13 protein-coding genes are annotated in these 16,981 nt (G+C 43.8%); 3 read left to right on the top strand and 10 right to left on the bottom strand.

The window, feature by feature from the left end:
- Positions 1 to 262: 262 nt before the first annotated feature.
- Entirely contained in the window at positions 263 to 1,300 is a 1,038-nt protein-coding gene (locus D3P96_RS03310; RefSeq protein ID WP_124942977.1) for an aldose epimerase family protein, read from the bottom strand.
- 258 nt (positions 1,301 to 1,558) lie between these two features.
- Between D3P96_RS03310 and D3P96_RS03305 the strand changes: the two genes are divergently transcribed.
- Together D3P96_RS03305 and D3P96_RS03300 are read left to right on the top strand one after the other, a co-directional pair.
- On the top strand, positions 1,559 to 2,731 hold the full coding sequence (locus tag D3P96_RS03305; RefSeq protein ID WP_124942976.1) for an aminotransferase class I/II-fold pyridoxal phosphate-dependent enzyme: 1,173 nt from the start codon (positions 1,559 to 1,561) through the stop codon (positions 2,729 to 2,731).
- A gap of 21 nt (positions 2,732 to 2,752) precedes the next feature.
- Positions 2,753 to 3,697: a lactate/malate family dehydrogenase gene (locus D3P96_RS03300; RefSeq protein WP_124942975.1), complete on the top strand. Its 945-nt coding sequence runs from the start codon at positions 2,753 to 2,755 to the stop codon at positions 3,695 to 3,697.
- 91 nt (positions 3,698 to 3,788) lie between these two features.
- Here the strand turns inward: D3P96_RS03300 and D3P96_RS03295 are convergent, their stop codons facing one another.
- Positions 3,789 to 5,144: a gluconate:H+ symporter gene (locus D3P96_RS03295; RefSeq protein ID WP_124942974.1), complete on the bottom strand. Its 1,356-nt coding sequence runs from the start codon at positions 5,142 to 5,144 to the stop codon at positions 3,789 to 3,791.
- A gap of 295 nt (positions 5,145 to 5,439) precedes the next feature.
- Between D3P96_RS03295 and D3P96_RS03290 the strand changes: the two genes are divergently transcribed.
- Positions 5,440 to 6,390, top strand: coding sequence for an L-lactate dehydrogenase (locus tag D3P96_RS03290; protein ID WP_124942973.1), 951 nt, complete (start codon positions 5,440 to 5,442; stop codon positions 6,388 to 6,390).
- Positions 6,391 to 6,460: 70 nt separating this feature from the next.
- On the opposite strand, the gene ribB is transcribed toward D3P96_RS03290, so the two are convergent.
- From ribB to purL, 8 genes are all read right to left on the bottom strand, one after another.
- Positions 6,461 to 7,093 (bottom strand): 3,4-dihydroxy-2-butanone-4-phosphate synthase, encoded by a 633-nt coding sequence (ribB, locus tag D3P96_RS03285; RefSeq protein ID WP_124942972.1) that lies wholly within the window; start codon positions 7,091 to 7,093, stop codon positions 6,461 to 6,463.
- A gap of 99 nt (positions 7,094 to 7,192) precedes the next feature.
- Entirely contained in the window at positions 7,193 to 8,854 is a 1,662-nt protein-coding gene (locus D3P96_RS03280) for a formate--tetrahydrofolate ligase (protein ID WP_124942971.1), read from the bottom strand.
- A gap of 6 nt (positions 8,855 to 8,860) precedes the next feature.
- Entirely contained in the window at positions 8,861 to 10,114 is a 1,254-nt protein-coding gene (purD, locus tag D3P96_RS03275; protein ID WP_124942970.1) for a phosphoribosylamine--glycine ligase, read from the bottom strand.
- Between the two features lie 15 nt (positions 10,115 to 10,129).
- A complete protein-coding gene (purH, locus tag D3P96_RS03270; protein ID WP_124942969.1) occupies positions 10,130 to 11,656 on the bottom strand; it encodes a bifunctional phosphoribosylaminoimidazolecarboxamide formyltransferase/IMP cyclohydrolase in 1,527 nt (508 codons plus the stop codon).
- A complete protein-coding gene (gene purN / locus D3P96_RS03265; RefSeq protein ID WP_124942968.1) occupies positions 11,656 to 12,243 on the bottom strand; it encodes a phosphoribosylglycinamide formyltransferase in 588 nt (195 codons plus the stop codon). The genes purH and purN overlap by 1 nt, the downstream gene beginning before the upstream one ends.
- Entirely contained in the window at positions 12,222 to 13,274 is a 1,053-nt protein-coding gene (purM, locus tag D3P96_RS03260) for a phosphoribosylformylglycinamidine cyclo-ligase (RefSeq protein ID WP_124942967.1), read from the bottom strand. Before purM ends, purN begins: the two co-directional genes overlap by 22 nt.
- Positions 13,275 to 13,298: 24 nt before the next feature.
- Positions 13,299 to 14,768, bottom strand: a complete 1,470-nt coding sequence (purF, locus tag D3P96_RS03255) for an amidophosphoribosyltransferase (RefSeq protein ID WP_124942966.1) — start codon at positions 14,766 to 14,768, stop codon at positions 13,299 to 13,301.
- Positions 14,750 to 16,981, bottom strand: a complete 2,232-nt coding sequence (gene purL / locus D3P96_RS03250; protein ID WP_124942965.1) for a phosphoribosylformylglycinamidine synthase subunit PurL — start codon at positions 16,979 to 16,981, stop codon at positions 14,750 to 14,752. Before purL ends, purF begins: the two co-directional genes overlap by 19 nt.

Genomic DNA, 16,981 nt, shown 5'->3' with positions numbered 1-16,981 from the left:
ATGCTAGGATAGTGCCAAACAAAAAAACACATGAGGTGTCCCATGACCATTCAAAATATCATCGCATTTTCTGGCTGCGCGCTTGTCCTACTGTGGATTGTTCTACGCTACTTCAAAATTGGTGAAGGTAAGTATTTCAATGCCATCCCGCTTGTGGGCCTTCTCCTACTAGTTGTCAGTCTCTTTATTGAATAACACAGTGAAGGCATAAAAAAGTCTGTTTTCGGATTAATCCGAGAGCAGACTTTTTGTTTATTTAAATCTATTTACCGTAAACGTATTGAATGTGATATTCCTGAGTTTCATCTGCAGCGATTGAAACATCCCCTAATTCAGGGTGGTTTTCACTATCTGGTAACGTTTGTGCCTCAAGCGCGACAGCCATCCATGGCTTACTCTCACCAAGGTTTAAGTACTTCACGTCATTGCCGATTTGGCTTTCGGTAAAGGCAACAATTCCGTTACGGTCTGAATGAATGGCGACATGACGTCCTGAAACACGATCAGTAATTTGAGCAGAAATCGCTTTTTGATCAACGGGAACCTTAAAGACGTCATCAAATCCTTGTTCGACAGTCGTCTTCTTTAATTCAGGCAAAATTTCACCCAAATCATGATGATGTTTTAAGTCGAATGGCGTTCCAGCATTTTCAATGAGTTCACCGGTTGGGCACTTTTCAGCATTAACGGCCAAGTGTTGGTCAGCGTTAATGAATAAATCATGATCAGCCAAATCGGTAATCCCTGGGTTGGCCAAGTTAAAGTACATGTGGACGGTTGGATTAAAGACACCAGCTTGTTTGGTTTGGTGACCAGTAAAGGTAACGTCAACGGTATCATCTTCCGTCAAAGTGTATGTCACCGTAATTTCAAGATCACCTGGGAAACCATCAACTGATTCAAGGGCCGTATACGTTAATTGGAGCTGATTCTTATCTTCATCAACTGACTTTACGTCAAAGAAGTGGGTTCCCACACCTTCAGGCCCACTGTGCAACGTGTTTTCACCATCGTTCGTTGGGACATGGTGTGTCACGCCGTCTTGTGTCCAAGTTCCCTTGGTAATACGACCGGCAGTCCGACCAATCACACGGTTGATGTTGTACGTATTCTCCGAAAATCCTTCAATGCGATCAGATGACAAAATGAGGTCAACGCGTTCACCACCATCAATCACAGAAAATTCCTGAACAATGCCAGCAAAAGTGAGCACGCTTAAGCGGGTTTGATGCTTGTTTTCAATCGTATACTTTTCAACTGGCTTTCCTGAAACTTCGCCAAAATGTGCCTTCGTAATCATGAGATACCTCCGTATAGACATAGCCAACATTCACTATACCTTTATTATACATTGTTCTTTTTTGAAATACGAATTTACCCACAATCATCACAAGTTTTCTTGAACAAAAAATGGGCAATCATCTGCATGACAGCAAGGATTCAAAACGATTTGACATAAAATGAGAAAACCTTTAATATTAGCATCAACAATACGAACACATACCTGTGTTTGGTAACCTAAAATGAACTTAAAACCTATTTGCTAAGGAGCAAACCTATGCCAAAATCTTTACCAGCTAACAAAAATCTGAGTCGTGTCACCCCTAATATTATCCGTGAATATGATAACCAGTTCTCAAAAATTGATGACATTATTAAATTGACGTTGGGTGAGCCTGATTTCAATGTTCCTGAAGTCAGCAAACAAGCTGCCATTGACAGTATCGCTGACAATGACTCACATTATGGACCTTCACTCGGTACGCAAGAACTGCGTGAAGCCATCGCGGACTTTATGAAGTCACGCTATAACTTAACATACGATGCCGATAAGAACATCGTGGTTACAGTTGGCGCAACTGAGGCGATTTACGATACAATCGCTGCTTTCGTCAATCCTGGTGATAAGGTACTTATCCCAACCCCAACCTTCCCCCTTTATGAATCAGATACTTTGATTTTGGGTGCTGACCCACTCTTAGTTAATACGGCCGATGACGATTTCATCCTTACCCCTGAGCGTTTGGAAGCTACCTTAGATGAATATGGGGATGCAATTAAGCTTTTGATTCTCAACTATCCTGGAAATCCAACCGGTCGTACTTATTCAGTTGAACAACTTAAGGCTTTGGCGGATGTGCTTAAGGATACTGATATTGTCGTCATCGCCGATGAAATTTATTCAGAACTCACTTATGACCAAGACCACCATTCAATCGCGGAATTCTTGCCAGAGCAAACGTTGATTTTGAATGGCGTTTCTAAGTCCCATGCCATGACCGGCTACCGTCTAGGTTTCATCGCCGGACCCGCCGACTTAGTTCAAGGACCTGCCCTCGTGCACCAAATGGCCGTGACGACAACGCCAAACCCAATGGCTGCTGCTGCAACTGTGGCACTTGGTACCCCAGCCGGTCACCAAGCAACCATGGAAATGAATGACGAATATGAAGGTCGGCGTGATTACCTGGTCAATGCCTTACGTGATCTTGGTTTCGAGTTAGATAATCCGGAAGGTGCTTTCTACCTCTTCCCTCGTATTCCTGAAGCATATGGGGATGATGATCCTGCCTTCGTTACTGACTTGGCCCTTAAAGCCAAGGTTGGAACGGTTCCTGGTCAGGCTTTTGGCCCAGGTGGTGAAGGTCATTTCCGGATGAGTTACGCATCAAGTAAGGCGACTTTGGAAGAAGCCGTTGGTCGCATCGCACGTTTTTTGGAAGAGCAATAGCTCAGAAAGGTCGTTCAGCTTATGACTAGAAAGATTGGAATTATTGGTGTCGGACATGTTGGTGGTGCGATTGCGCACAGCGCCGTCGTTCAAGGCGTTGCTGATGATTATGTCCTGATTGATACAGACGTCGACCACGTTGAAGCTGAAGCCCTTGATTTGACTGAAGCACAACCAAATTTGAAGCACCATGCAAACATTACCGTCAATGATTGGTCTGCACTTGATGACGCTGATGTTGTCATTTCATCTGTTGGTAAGATTGCTTTGCAAAAAACGAACCCAGGTACCAATTCCCGCTTTATTGAGGTGCCCCACAATGTCAAACAGGTTAAATCAGTTGCTGAGCATTTACGGGCAACTAAATTCCATGGGGTTTTAATTGTGATTACAAACCCAAATGATATTATGGTTACTCTCTATCAAAAATTGACGGGCTACCCTCAAAATAAGGTAATTGGGACGGGGACATTACTTGATACGGCACGGATGTTAAATGGCGTTGGTAAAGCCTTTAATTTAGATGCGCGTTCTGTCAGCGGTTATAACTTAGGTGAACATGGTAATTCACAGTTCACAGCCTGGTCTAATGTGAAAATCTTGGATCATCCGATTATTCCAATTGCGGAACGTGAAGGTGTCGATTTGGCAGACATCGAAGACACGTCCCGCAATAATGGTCATTTTCTCTTCCAAGCCAAGGGATATACAAATTATGCCATTGCTGGTGCAGCAATTCGACTAACTGAAGCCATTCTTTCAGATAGTCATAGCGAATTGCCCGTTTCTAACTTACGTCCAGGACATGATGTTTATCTCTCATACCCTGCTGTCGTTGGTCGTGAAGGCATTTTGCAACAAGCTGATTTGGATCTCACTGATGCTGAAGAAGAAAAGTTAGCTGAATCATACAAATTTGTTTCAGATAAGTACCATGACATTGTGGCACATTTAGATGAGTACTAAAAATTAAAAAGGAAGGTAGCCCCCGCTACCTTCCTTTTTTTTATAAAAAAAGACATCTTCACTTGTAACGAAGACATCTTTTTATTTAGTTTTATACGACTAGACTTAGCAACAAAACCATAATCAATCCAACAACTGAGATTAAAGTCTCAAGTACTGTCCAGATTTGCAAGGTTTGCTTAACGCTGAGGTCAAAGTATTCTTTAAACATCCAGAAACCAGCATCATTTACGTGGGAAGCTGCCAATGAGCCGGCCCCAATTGATAGGACCATTAAGGCTGGGTTCACAGAAGCTGAAACCATCAATGGTTGTACTAGCCCTGCTGCTGTCAATGCAGCGACGGTTGCTGAACCCAAGGCCACTCGTAGGACTACGGTAATAATCCATGCGAGCAATAATGGTGATAAGGCTGAGTTCATGAACAGATGTGAAATTTCATTTGAAATACCACCGTCAATCAAAATCTGCTTGAAGGCAGCACCACCACCAATGATAAGCAATAACATGGCGATAGACTTCACGGCTGATTCAATGGTGGCATTCATTTGCTTAGCTGACTTACGTTGATGCCAGCCCATTGACCAGAGTGCGAACGCCAAAGAAATAATCATGGCTCCAACCGGATTTCCAATCATTGCCACAAAACTATCAATACCACTGGCTTTGCTTGGCGCCACCCCATCATGCATCACAACGGTGTAAAGTGTTGTGAGTCCCATCAAGATAACTGGGAATAAACTCGTCAATAAAGCCAATCCAAATGAAGGAGTATCCGCTAGCGAGAATGACTTTACTTCACCAAAGGCACTCAATTCTTTTTTAATCTTGAACGCGTCTGGTGCATACTTTTGTGCAACTTTTGTAAAGACCGGACCAGCAATCAATGCTGCAGGGACAGCAATTAAAAATCCATACATCAAGACGTGACCTGGATTAGCACCCAACGCAGCGGTAATAGCTGTTGGTGCTGGATGTGGCGGTAAGAATCCATGAGTGACTGACAAAGCAGCCGCCATTGGAATTCCTAAGTAAAGTAATGGTACCCCAACTTCAAGCGCAATTGCGAAGACAATTGGAATTAGAATAACCATACCAACTTCGAAAAACAACGCAATTCCTAAAATGAAAGAAGCAATCATAACCGCAATTTGCACATACTTGCGTCCGAAGATATTGATCAAGGTATGGGCAATTCGATAAGCACCACCAGCATCAGAAACGAGGCGTCCTAAGATGGCTCCGAACCCAAAGACAATGGCTAGTTCCCCCAATGAACTACCAATCCCCTTCTCGATTGAAAGTGGAATTTCGATAAAGTTCATACCCAGTCCTAATCCCACGACAACGGAGGTGAAAATGAGTGCAATGAATGTATTCATCTTAACTTTGATAATTAAGAACAATAACAAAGCAATCCCCAAAAACAATACAATAAGTGACTCCATAAGTTCTCTCCAACTCAAATAAATTTGTGAAATATAACTTTCTGAAATTAGTTTAACATACATTCTAAAGCGAATGTATGCGCTTACAAAGATTGTGCAAACGCCAAAATTTTGTGTGCATATAAGTTGAATCAAGTCTATCTTTCACCTGTATGTAGAACAACATGGAAATATCAGATAAATTGATGTTTTATCATTTATCTATGAATTTAGTGAGATTTATTGACAACAAATGAGAAAAGATTTAATATTGCAACCATAAACAAGCAACTAGACAACGAAATGAGGTAAGCACATGACACGAAAGATTGGTATTATTGGAACTGGGCACGTTGGTGGAGCAGTCGCTGAAGGCGCTATTTTTCAAGGATTGGCTGATGACTATGTCCTCATTGATTCAAATCCTGAAAAATTAGATTCTGAGGTGTTAGATTTGATTGAAGCACAACCAAATTTGAAGCATCATGCTAACATTATTTCAAATGATTGGGATGCGCTGGACGATGCTGACGTCATTATTTCTGCACTTGGTAACATTGGGCTTCAAAAAAATGCCACTGGTGGCAATGCCCGCTTTATCGAAGCTGAATATAATGCCAAGCAATTGAAGTCAGTGGCGGAAAAGTTGAAGGCAACTAAGTTTAATGGTGTTCTAGTTGTTATTACAAATCCAAATGATGTTATTGTGACCCTCTACCAAAAGTTAACTGGCTTCCCAAAGGAAAAAGTAATCGGAACCGGAACCCTACTTGATACTGCACGTATGAAGAATGCCGTTGGTGAAACCTTTGATGTTGATCCACGTTCAGTTCAAGGGTACAACTTAGGTGAACACGGAAATTCACAATTTACGGCATGGTCAACTGTTAAAATTTTGGATGAATCTATCGAACCTGTTGCCGAAGAAAAAGGCATTGACCTCAATCAAATTGCTAATATCTCACGCGATAATGGATACCGTGTGTTGAACGGTAAGGGTTACACAAGTTATGCGATTGCCGCGTCTGCCCTCCGTTTGACAGAAACGATTTTGAATGATAGCCATGAAGAATTACCTGTTTCAACGTTCCGTGATGGCCATGAAGTTGCCCTATCATATCCAGCTGTTGTTGGTCGCGATGGTGTGTTAGGCCATGGTCATTTACACTTAACGGACGAAGAAGAATCAAAGCTAACGGGTTCTTATGATTTCGTGACTGAACGTTATCACCTCTTACTTGAAAAAATTGAAAATGATGAACTCTAATTAAAGCATCAAAAAAAGCTTAACTGATTTCAAATCAGTTAAGCTTTTTTATTATCTTTATGTTCTAGGACTAAACAATGGCGGAGTTACCATGTTCACGAACATAGTCTGTTAGTTGTTCGATTGAAATAAAAGGTAAATCAAAGTCTTCGGCAAATTGACGTAAATCTGCTTCACGAGCCATGTGACCATCTTCAAGTAAGATCTCACAAATTGCACCAACTTCAGTTTCACCAGCCAAACGTGCTAAATCAATGGCAGCTTCAGTATGACCATCGCGAGCCATCACCCCACCATCTTCACCGACGAGCGGGAAACTGTGACCAGGATGAACAAAATCTTCAGCCTTGGCATTTGGGTCAGCTAAATGTTGCAACGTTGCTGAACGATCAAAGGCAGAAACACCAGTCGTGACACCAGTTGCAGCATGACTCCCATCGATAGAAAGCGTGAAACGCGTTCCGTTCACTTCGGTGTTGTTCTCAACCATTTGTACCAATCCTAAACGATCGGCAATTGATTGCGTAATTGGGGCACAAAGGAGACCGCGGGCATGGGTGACCATAAAGTTGACATTTTCGGGGGTCATCTTAGATCCGATGCCAACCAAATCCCCTTCATTCTCACGGTTCTCATCATCAACAATAACGGCCAGCCCACCTTGGGCCATGTAACGGACAGCATCTTCGATTGAAGTGTTCATGAAATATTCGCTCCTTAAATATAAATAAAACAACAGTAACAGAACAGAGTCAATGGGCACCCTTACGGAGGCATACCCATCGCATCCAATAATTGGGTCCTAGAATAAGCCACGGATTGTACCGTCCTCGTCAATATCAATGTCATATGCAGCTGGGTGCTTAGGCAAGCCTGGCATCGTTAAGATTGAACCAGTCATCGCAACTAAAAAACCAGCGCCTAGTTTTGGAACAAATTCACGTACATGAATTGTGAAGTCTGATGGTGCACCTAATTTCTTAGGATCATCAGAAAGTGAGTATTGCGTTTTGGCCATGATGATTGGCAATTTATCCCAACCATATTTTGCGAAGCGCTTGAGTTGCTTTTGTGCCTTTTCAGAAAGTTCTACGCCCTGGGCACCATAAATCGTTTGGGCAATTTTATTTAGCTTATCAATTGCGGCATCTTCAGGCGTATAAAGTGGCGTAAAGTCTGATGGCTGTTGTGTTGCTTCAATCACACCGGCAGCTAACTCTTGGGCACCATCCCCGCCTTGTCCCCAGACATCGGCAACATAGGCTGGTACATCAAATTCAGCAGCGTAATCTTTGATGGTTTGAAGTTCTTCAGGTGTGTCATCCGTAAATTGATTAATGGCGACCACAACAGGCACCCCATAACGCTTCATGCTTGATAGGTGTTGTCCCAGATTAGCTAATCCATTTTGCAGCGCAGCCACGTTTGGATGCTTGAGTTCATCTTTGGCTAGGCCACCGTGCATCTTCAAAGCTCGCACTGTGGCGACGATTACGATGGTATCCGGTGTCTTCCCCAAAAGTGGCACTTTAAAGTCTAAGAACTTCTCACCACCAAGGTCAGCACCGAAGCCAGCTTCCGTGACAACGTAGTTTGATAACTGCAGAGCGGTCTTGGTTGCTTGAACGGAATTCGTTCCTTGCGCAATATTGGCAAAAGGTCCACCGTGAATCAACGTTGGCGTGTGGGCCAATGTTTGAACCAAATTTGGATGAATCGCATCCTTCAACAAAGTCGTTAAGGCACCAGCTACACTCAAGTCGGCAACTGTGACCGGTTGACGGTCGTACGTATCTGCAATGACAATCTTTTCAATACGTTGCTTCATGTCCATCAAGTCAGTCGATAACGTTAAAATAGCCATGAGTTCGGATGCAACGGTAATATCAAAGCCATCTTCACGAGGCACACCACTTGTTGGACCACCAAGTCCAATTGTCGCGTGACGTAACGCCCGGTCATTAACGTCTAAGGCGCGCTTCCACAGCACACGACGTGGATCAATATTTAACGGATTACCTTGATAAATACTATTATCAATTAATGCCGCTAACGTGTTGTGCGCACTCGTTAACGCATGGAAATCACCTGTGAAGTGTAGGTTAATGTCCGCCATTGGAATCACTTGTGAATAACCACCACCAGTTGCGCCACCCTTCATCCCCATGACAGGGCCCAAAGATGGTTCGCGCAAAGCAATCATGGTTTTTTCATCAATTTTAGCAAGAGCATCGCCTAATCCCACCGTAACTGTTGATTTTCCTTCACCAGCGGCGGTTGGATTAATTGATGTTACTAAAATTAATTTACCCAACGGGTCATCATCATGCTCGTGCCCCAACGTAATTTTGGCTTTATCCCAGCCATACGGTTGCCATTCGGATTTTTCAAGTCCAATCTTATCGGCAATCTTTTCAATTGGCCAAACTTCTGCGGCCTGTGCAATTTCAATATCACTTAACATCTGCCATTACTCCTCTGCTAATTCTGCTGCCACCGCTTGGTGTCCGATATCATGACGGTAGACCAAGTCAGTGTGTGTCTGATCAAGGGCGGCATACAAATCAGTTTGCGCTGCCACCATCGTTGGACGATGGATGACAGCAGTTAGCACGCGGCCCCCATTACTAACAAGTTGATTTGCTTGCTGCTTAACACCAGCATAATCGATTTGAACATCATTTGGCAATGATGGTAATGACAGACCTTTTTCAGGATTCAATGGGTACCCTGGCGCTGCTAGTGTCACGCCGAGATAAACATCAGCATCAGCATCCTGCCACGTCATGCTGGTTGGCTTTCCTGCAATTAAGGCCATGATATTTTGATATAAATCACTTGTTAATTGTGGGAGGACAACTTGCGCTTCTGGATCACCAAAGCGGACATTATATTCAATGACTTTAGGTCCGGCGGCGGTCAACATCACCCCAGTGTACAAAATCCCTTCAAAGGGTGTTCCTTCTGTTTGCATCGCTGTCAACACAGGCTCGACCAGTGACTTAATCGCCGTTTGAACAACATCGTCTCCAATCCAACGCACGGGACTATATGCGCCCATACCGCCAGTATTTGGTCCGCGATCACCATCTAACAAACGCTTGTGATCTTGAGCAATTGGGGCATGGACAACTTGCTCTTTTCCGACAAAAGAAAAAATTGAAAATTCAGGTCCTTGCATGAATTCCTCGATGACCAAGGGCGCATGTTCATCTTGCTGGTAAATGATGTCAATGCCCGCTAAGGCAGTTTCAGGATGTTCATAGATGCTGACGCCCTTACCTAGTGCCAAGCCATCGAGTTTAACGACAACTGGGTAAGCATGATTCTGTAAGATTTGGACAGCTTCATCATGACTGGTTACGGTGACGGATGCTGCCGTTGGAATATCATATTTGTGCAACAATGATTTCGTAAAGGCTTTTGAGCCCTCCAATTGTGCAGCGGCTTTCGTGGGGCCAAAAATGGCTAAACCTTCAGCTTGAAAGGCATCGACAATCCCTTCAGTTAACAATGCCTCAGACCCGACAAAAGTTAAGTCAATTTGTTGGCTTTGGGCGAAGGTAATTAAATCTGGAATTTCAGTTAAATCAACGGTTTCAAAACCAGCTTCTCGCATCCCGGCATTACCAGGGGCGACAAAAACATGATCAACAGAATTTGCAAATGTTTTTGCAAAGATAAATTCACGGGCGCCAGACCCAATAATTAAGACAGATGCCATCAACCTACTCCGATCTTAGTGCTTAAAGTGACGGTTTCCTGAGAAGACCAAAACAATGCCAAGTTCATCTGCCTTATCAATAGATGCTTGATCCTTAATTGAACCACCAGGCTCAACAATGGCCTTAATGCCATGGTCAGCTGCATATTGAACAGAGTCGTCCATTGGGAAGTAAGCATCTGATGCAAGCACTGCTTGGTCGAAGCCTTCCTTGTTTGAGGCATGATCAACTGCCAACTTTACTGAATCAATACGATTTGGTTGTCCTGCACCAATTCCAAGGGTTTGATTATCGGTTGCCACAACAATCGCGTTTGACTTCACATGCTTCACAACCGTTTGAGCGAATTCAAGCTTTGCCAATTGTGCTTCGGTAGGTTGCGCCTTTGAAACCACTTTATAGTTTTCACGCTTTTCTTCCAATAGATCACGGTGTTGCATAACTGTTCCACCCAAGATTGATGTCAATTCAACGGCTTGTGGAATGTCATTTGTAAATGGTAATGTCAATAAGCGCAAGTTCTTCTTCTTGGCTAATTCAGCATAAGCATCATCAGTGAAACTTGGCGCAATAATAATTTCAAGGAAAATCTTGTGCATCTTTTGGGCGGTTGCTAAATCAACTTCACGGTTCAAGGCAACAATCCCACCAAAGATTGAGATGTCATCGGCGTAGAACGCACGATCCCAAGCTTGTTCAATGGTGTCCCCTTGCCCAATCCCAGCTGGGTTCATGTGCTTGACTGTCACAACGGTTGGCTCAGCAAAGTCAGCAATAATACGTAATGCAGCATCGGCATCGCGGATGTTGTTATATGAAAGCTTCTTACCATGTAAGATGTTCGCACTCAAAACTGAGTAGTCCGTTGGCAAGGCATCACGATAAGCAGCAGCATCTTGGTGGGCATTTTCACCATAGCGCAAGTTATCAACCAGTTCGTAGGTTTCAGTCTTTTGCTTGGTAAAGTCTTCATCAGTTAAGTAATCAGCAATCAAAGCATCATAAGCAGCAGTGTGACGGAATACCTTCGCAGCAAGCCCTTGACGATAAACTTGATCAATATTATCGGTTTGCAAACGTTCAATGACTTCGTTGTAATCATCAGGATCAACAATAGGTAATACATCTTGCGCATTTTTGGCAGCTGAACGAAGCATTGATGGTCCACCAATATCAATGTTTTCAATCGCATCGGCACGGGTGACATCTGGCTTTTGAATCGTGTGCTTGAATGGATACAAATTAACCACGACCATATCAATTGGTGTGATATCCAATTCAGCCAAGGTTTCCATGTGTTCTGGCAAGTCGCGACGTGCCAACAACCCAGCGTGTACACGTGGGTGCAACGTCTTAACACGACCGTCTAAAATTTCAGGGAATCCCGTCACATCATCAATGGCGATAGCTTCAATACCAGCCTCTTGGAGGGTACGTAATGTTCCCCCTGTTGATACAATTTCATAACCTAATTCAGTCAATGCTTGTGCAAAAGGAACTAAACCTTGCTTATCTGAAACGCTCATTAATGCTCGTGCCATTAGTTAAATACCTCTTCTTTCAATAATTGTGCTAAAACTGTGGGATATAAATGATGTTCAACGTCATGAATTTTTGCTTCTAAACTTTCAAGTGTATCGTCATCAGCGATATGGACTGCTTGCTGATCAATAATTTGACCTGTATCAGTCCCTTCATCTACAAAATGGACCGTAACACCCGTGATTTTAACGCCATAATGAAAGGCATCTTCAATCCCATGGGTGCCAGGAAAACTGGGTAATAGTGCCGGATGAATATTAATCACTTTTTGTGGAAATGCCTGTAAGAGCGTTGGGGTAATAATGCGCATGTAACCTGCTAACAGAATGCCCTGCGCCCCATCAGCCGTTAGTTGATCAATAATTTGTTGTTCAACTGCTTGGCGACTTCCAGCTGCTTTATAATTCACCACCAACGTAGGAATATGGTGGGCATTAGCAATTGCCAACGCACCAGCATTTGCTTTATCAACGACTAGGCGGACAATTTGACAAGACAGGCCTTGTGCCTGAATTGCATCAAGGATCGCAGCAAAGTTCGTGCCATGACCGGATGCAAAAACAGCTAATCTAACGTCATTGGCCATGGTGCTTGTCCCTTCCATTTAATTGCTGAAGTTGTCCGTGGTTTAAGTTCTCCAATGATGTAGGCGACTTCGTCTTGCATATCAAACTGTTGCATAATCTTGTTCACAGCATCTGGTGCAACAGCGAGGACCATGCCAAGCCCATTGTTGAAGGTTAACAACATGTCCTCTAAGCTCAAATTTCCTTGCTTTTGCAAAATGTCAAAAATTGGGAGGATTGGCCAACTTCCCCATTCAAGATGAGCAGCCAATGTTTCATCATAGGCACGCGGTAAGTTCTCGACGATCCCACCACCTGTAATATGCGCCATACTATGCAACCCTGGCATACCTAAAATGGGATTAAGCGCTGGTTGATACAACTGGGTTGGCTCAAGCAATGTTTGTTGCATTGCTTCAGGTAAACTCGTGAAATCGGCATCAGTTTCGATGCCTAAGACCCGGCGTACTAATGAATATCCATTTGAGTGAAGCCCACTTGAGGGTAATCCAATCAAGACATCACCAGCTTGCGCATTTTCAGCAGAGAGTAAAGCATCACGTTCAACGATGCCAACGCCAAATCCAGCTAAATCATAGTGATTCTTTGCATACATACCAGGCAACTCGGCTGATTCCCCTCCGATGAGGGATGCGCCGATGGTCTTAGTTGCTTGAGCAACGCCTTTAACCAAAGTTGCGACAACTTCAGGACGCATCTTATCGACGGCTAAGTAATCTAGCATGAATAATGGTTTTGCGCCTTGCGCTAACACATCGTTCATGACCATGGCAACGAGATCCTGTCCGATTGTGTCATATTTTTGCGCCGCAATCGTTAACAATAGCTTAGTTCCAACACCATCGGTTCCACTAATTAAAACTGGATCCTGTAGGCCTTGACCAAGCGCGAATGCGGAACCAAAACTCCCCAATGGTGAGAGGACCTGGTCGGTATACGTTGCTTCGACGGCCTCCTGCATTTGCGCCACACTCTCCTTACCGGCTTCAACACTTACACCGGATGCAGCATATGCACTTTCATCTGTCATGTCAGCTTCTCCTTTAAAAGTGATTTAGGGTTCAGGATCAAAAGTTACGACACCCGCTTCAGCTAGCTTTGCTAGCGAAGCTTGGTAGTCATAAACTGGGGATGGATAGTGCCCGTCAAAGTAAGCGGTGGTTAATCCGTTCCCTGGTCCTGAGTATGGTAAGTCAATGCTGTCAATTAAGCCATCGACAGACAAGAATTCCAATGAATCAGCTCCGATAATGGCACACATTTCAGCTTTCGAGTGATGCGCAGCCATCAACTCATCTGTTGTCTGCATGTCCACACCATAAAATGATGGGTACTTAAATTCAGGTGACGCAATCCGAACGTGGACTTCACTAGCTCCGGCATCACGCAACATTTTAATGATGTACTTTGATGTCGTCCCACGGACGATTGAGTCATCAACCAAAATGACGCGTTGACCTGAAACAATCGCAGGTACGGCGCTTAACTTCATGCGCACAGCACGTTCGCGCTTCTCTTGTGTGGGTTCAATAAAACTACGCGCAATATATTGATTCTTCACCAAGCCCATTTCATTAGGCAAATGAGCTTGTTCAGCATATCCCATGGCAGCTGATAAGGATGAATTGGGCACCCCAACAACCATGTCAGCAGCAACTGGATGTTCAATAGCGGTTGCTTTACCCATCCGCTTGCGGGCCTTGTGCACATTGACGCCATAAATATTGGAATCTGGTCGGGCAAAATAGATGTACTCCATGGCATCAATGTTCAATGTCGTGTGCTCAGTATACTTAGAAACATGCATACCAGTGTTATCAAATCGAATCAATTCACCCGGCTGCACGTCTTGCACAAATTCAGCATTCACAGAAGCCAATGCAGCGGTCTCACTCGCAACCACATATGCGCCATCATCAGGTAATTGACCAATGACAAACGGTCGGAAACCATGTGGATCTAAGGCTGCATACATGGCATTTGGAGTTAAGAGCAAGAAAGCAAAACCACCACGTAATTTGAGAAGTGCTTCTCGTAATTTTTCATCAAAGGTCAGGGCCTTGGAACGACGAATCAAATGCAACAGAATTTCGGTGTCTGATGAAGATTGGAAAATCGCCCCTTCATCTTCTAGTTCTTGACGTAAAGTCTTGGCATTTGTGATATTACCGTTATGGGCTAAAGCGATTTGCATGTCTGAAAAATTCACCATAAAGGGTTGAATGTTTTCAATTCCGTTACTTCCAGCAGTGGCGTAACGGACATGCCCAATGGCTGAATCACCGACCAAATTCATCATGCGACGTGGATCAGCGAAAACTTCACTGAGTAGACCTAAACCACGTTCTTGCCAAAGCCGACCATCAGCCTTCTTGGAAACAATTCCGGCACCTTCTTGGCCACGATGTTGGAGTGCATGTAAGCCATAAAAGGTTAATTCAGCGGCTTCGGGGTTATCCCAAACGCCAAAAATACCACATTCTTCATTTAGCGAACGTTCATTTACTATTGTAGTTGTTGCCATAAGCTGTCCTTGTACACACTTTCTGCATCAGATACGGATAAGTTCATTTTTTGATTTTGTGCGGCAATCTTAAGCATTGGCGCTTCTGTAATTTCACCTAACTTCGTGGCATCAGCCCCCATCAATGCTTCAAACATGGCTTGTTGCTCTGGTGCGACCGTCACGATAATCATGCTTGGTGCCTCAGCGAAAATGTTTACCATGTCGGTGGCTACCGTAACATCGGCACCAAATGGTGTGCCAAACAAGATTTCTGCTAAGGCGACTCCAAGACCACCTTCGGCAACGTCGTGCATGCTTCGAACATAGTGACTTTGCGCTGCTTCAAGCACTTTGGCTTGAACGGCTTGTGCATGATCAACATTGATTGGGAATAAATCGCCTGAGACTGAACCAGTTTGCATGTGTTGAATCTCACTACCATTGAATTGTGCTTTTAATTCACCAACAAGATAAACGATATCGCCAGCTTGTTTGGCTTGAATCGTCGTAATGTCATCAGTTGACATGTGCAAGCCGACCATACCAACCATTGGCGTTGGGTAAATCGCCGTCCCATCAGTTTCGTTATAAAGTGAGACATTTCCAGAAATAACAGGTGTGTTAATGACCTGAGCAACTTCATTGATTCCAGCAACAGATTGCGCCAATTCATAATAAATTTCAGGATCATCAGGGTTTCCAAAGTTCAAACAATCCGTGATTCCAATTGGCTCTGCCCCAGTTGCGACAATGTTTTGTGCAGCTTCCAGAATTGCCCATTGGCCACCGATGAATGGATTTAAGTAAGTATAACGACTGTTAATATCTGTCGTCATTGCCAACGCCTTTTTTGTCCCACGGACACGGACGACCGCGGCATCCCCACCTGGCTTGATGACGGTGTCTGCACGCACACTACAATCAAAGTGACGATATAAGGCTGCCTTTGAGGCAATCGTTGGTTGTGCTAATAATTGCTTCAAAACGGCGTTGGCATCGTTAACTTCGGGTTGGTACTGCGCTGTTGTTGCTGTAACTAAACGAGCAGGTTCAGTTTGTGGCAATTCAACCTTTGGGGCTGAAGTTAAGAAATCAACTGGAACATCGGCTACCGTTGCCCCATCAAATGTAAGTTGATACTTTTTATCGTCGGTCACTTCACCAATCACGACCGCGTTTAAGTCAGCATCTGTGAAGATTTGCTTTACGGCATCTTCATGTCCTTTTTTAACGACGAGAATCATCCGTTCTTGTGATTCAGAAAGCATTAACTCATAGGGCGTCATATTTTGTTCGCGTTGTGGCACTTGATCAAGATCTAAGACCATCCCCATGCCTGCTTTATCAGCCATTTCGGCCGTTGAAGATACTAATCCAGCGGCACCCATATCTTGAACCCCCACAATGACATCACCATATTGTTGAATGGCTTTAATCGTGGCGTCCATGACAAGCTTTTCCATAAAGGGATCACCAACTTGAACGGCTGAACGATTTTGATCTTCGGAAGAATCAAATTCAGCAGAAGCAAAGGTAGCCCCTTGAATACCGTCACGTCCGGTTGTTGCCCCAACGTATAGGACAACGTTTCCAGCACCTTCAGCTTTTCCAACGTGAAGCAAATCTTGATTAAGTAACCCAACAGCCATTACATTTACTAAGGGATTATGTTGATAAGTGGCATCAAAGTTCATTGCCCCACCAACGGTTGGAATACCAATGGCATTACCATATCCCGCAATTCCAGCAACGACACCATCAATTAAACGTTGCGTTTGCTTTGATGTGACATCACCAAATTGAAGACTATCAAGCACTGCAATTGGTTGGGCACCCATTGAGAAGATATCACGTAGGATTCCGCCAACACCTGTAGCAGCACCCTCGTAGGGCTCAACTGCTGAAGGATGATTGTGCGATTCAGCTTTGAACACAACCGCTTGATTATCGCCGATGTCTAAAATCCCGGCACCTTCACCTGGTCCTTGAAGCACGCGTTCATTCTTTGACCAGAACGTGCGTAGAACTGGCTTTGATTTCTTGTAAGAACAATGTTCTGACCACATGGCTGAAAATAAACCTGTTTCAGTGTAGTTAGGTAAACGTCCTAATTCATCGACAATCAGATCATATTCATGCTCAGTTAAGCCCCAAGCTTCATACAATTTAGTTTTTTGAATATCAGTTGGATTTGGCTCATTTGCCATTGGATTAGAAACCATCTCGACCAT

It is taken from the genome of Weissella viridescens, from assembly GCF_003862435.1.
Taxonomy (GTDB): Bacteria; Bacillota; Bacilli; order Lactobacillales; family Lactobacillaceae; genus Weissella; species Weissella viridescens_A.
The sequence above is the reverse complement of the archived record's forward strand: the minus strand, read 5'-3'. Positions and strand labels throughout refer to the sequence as shown.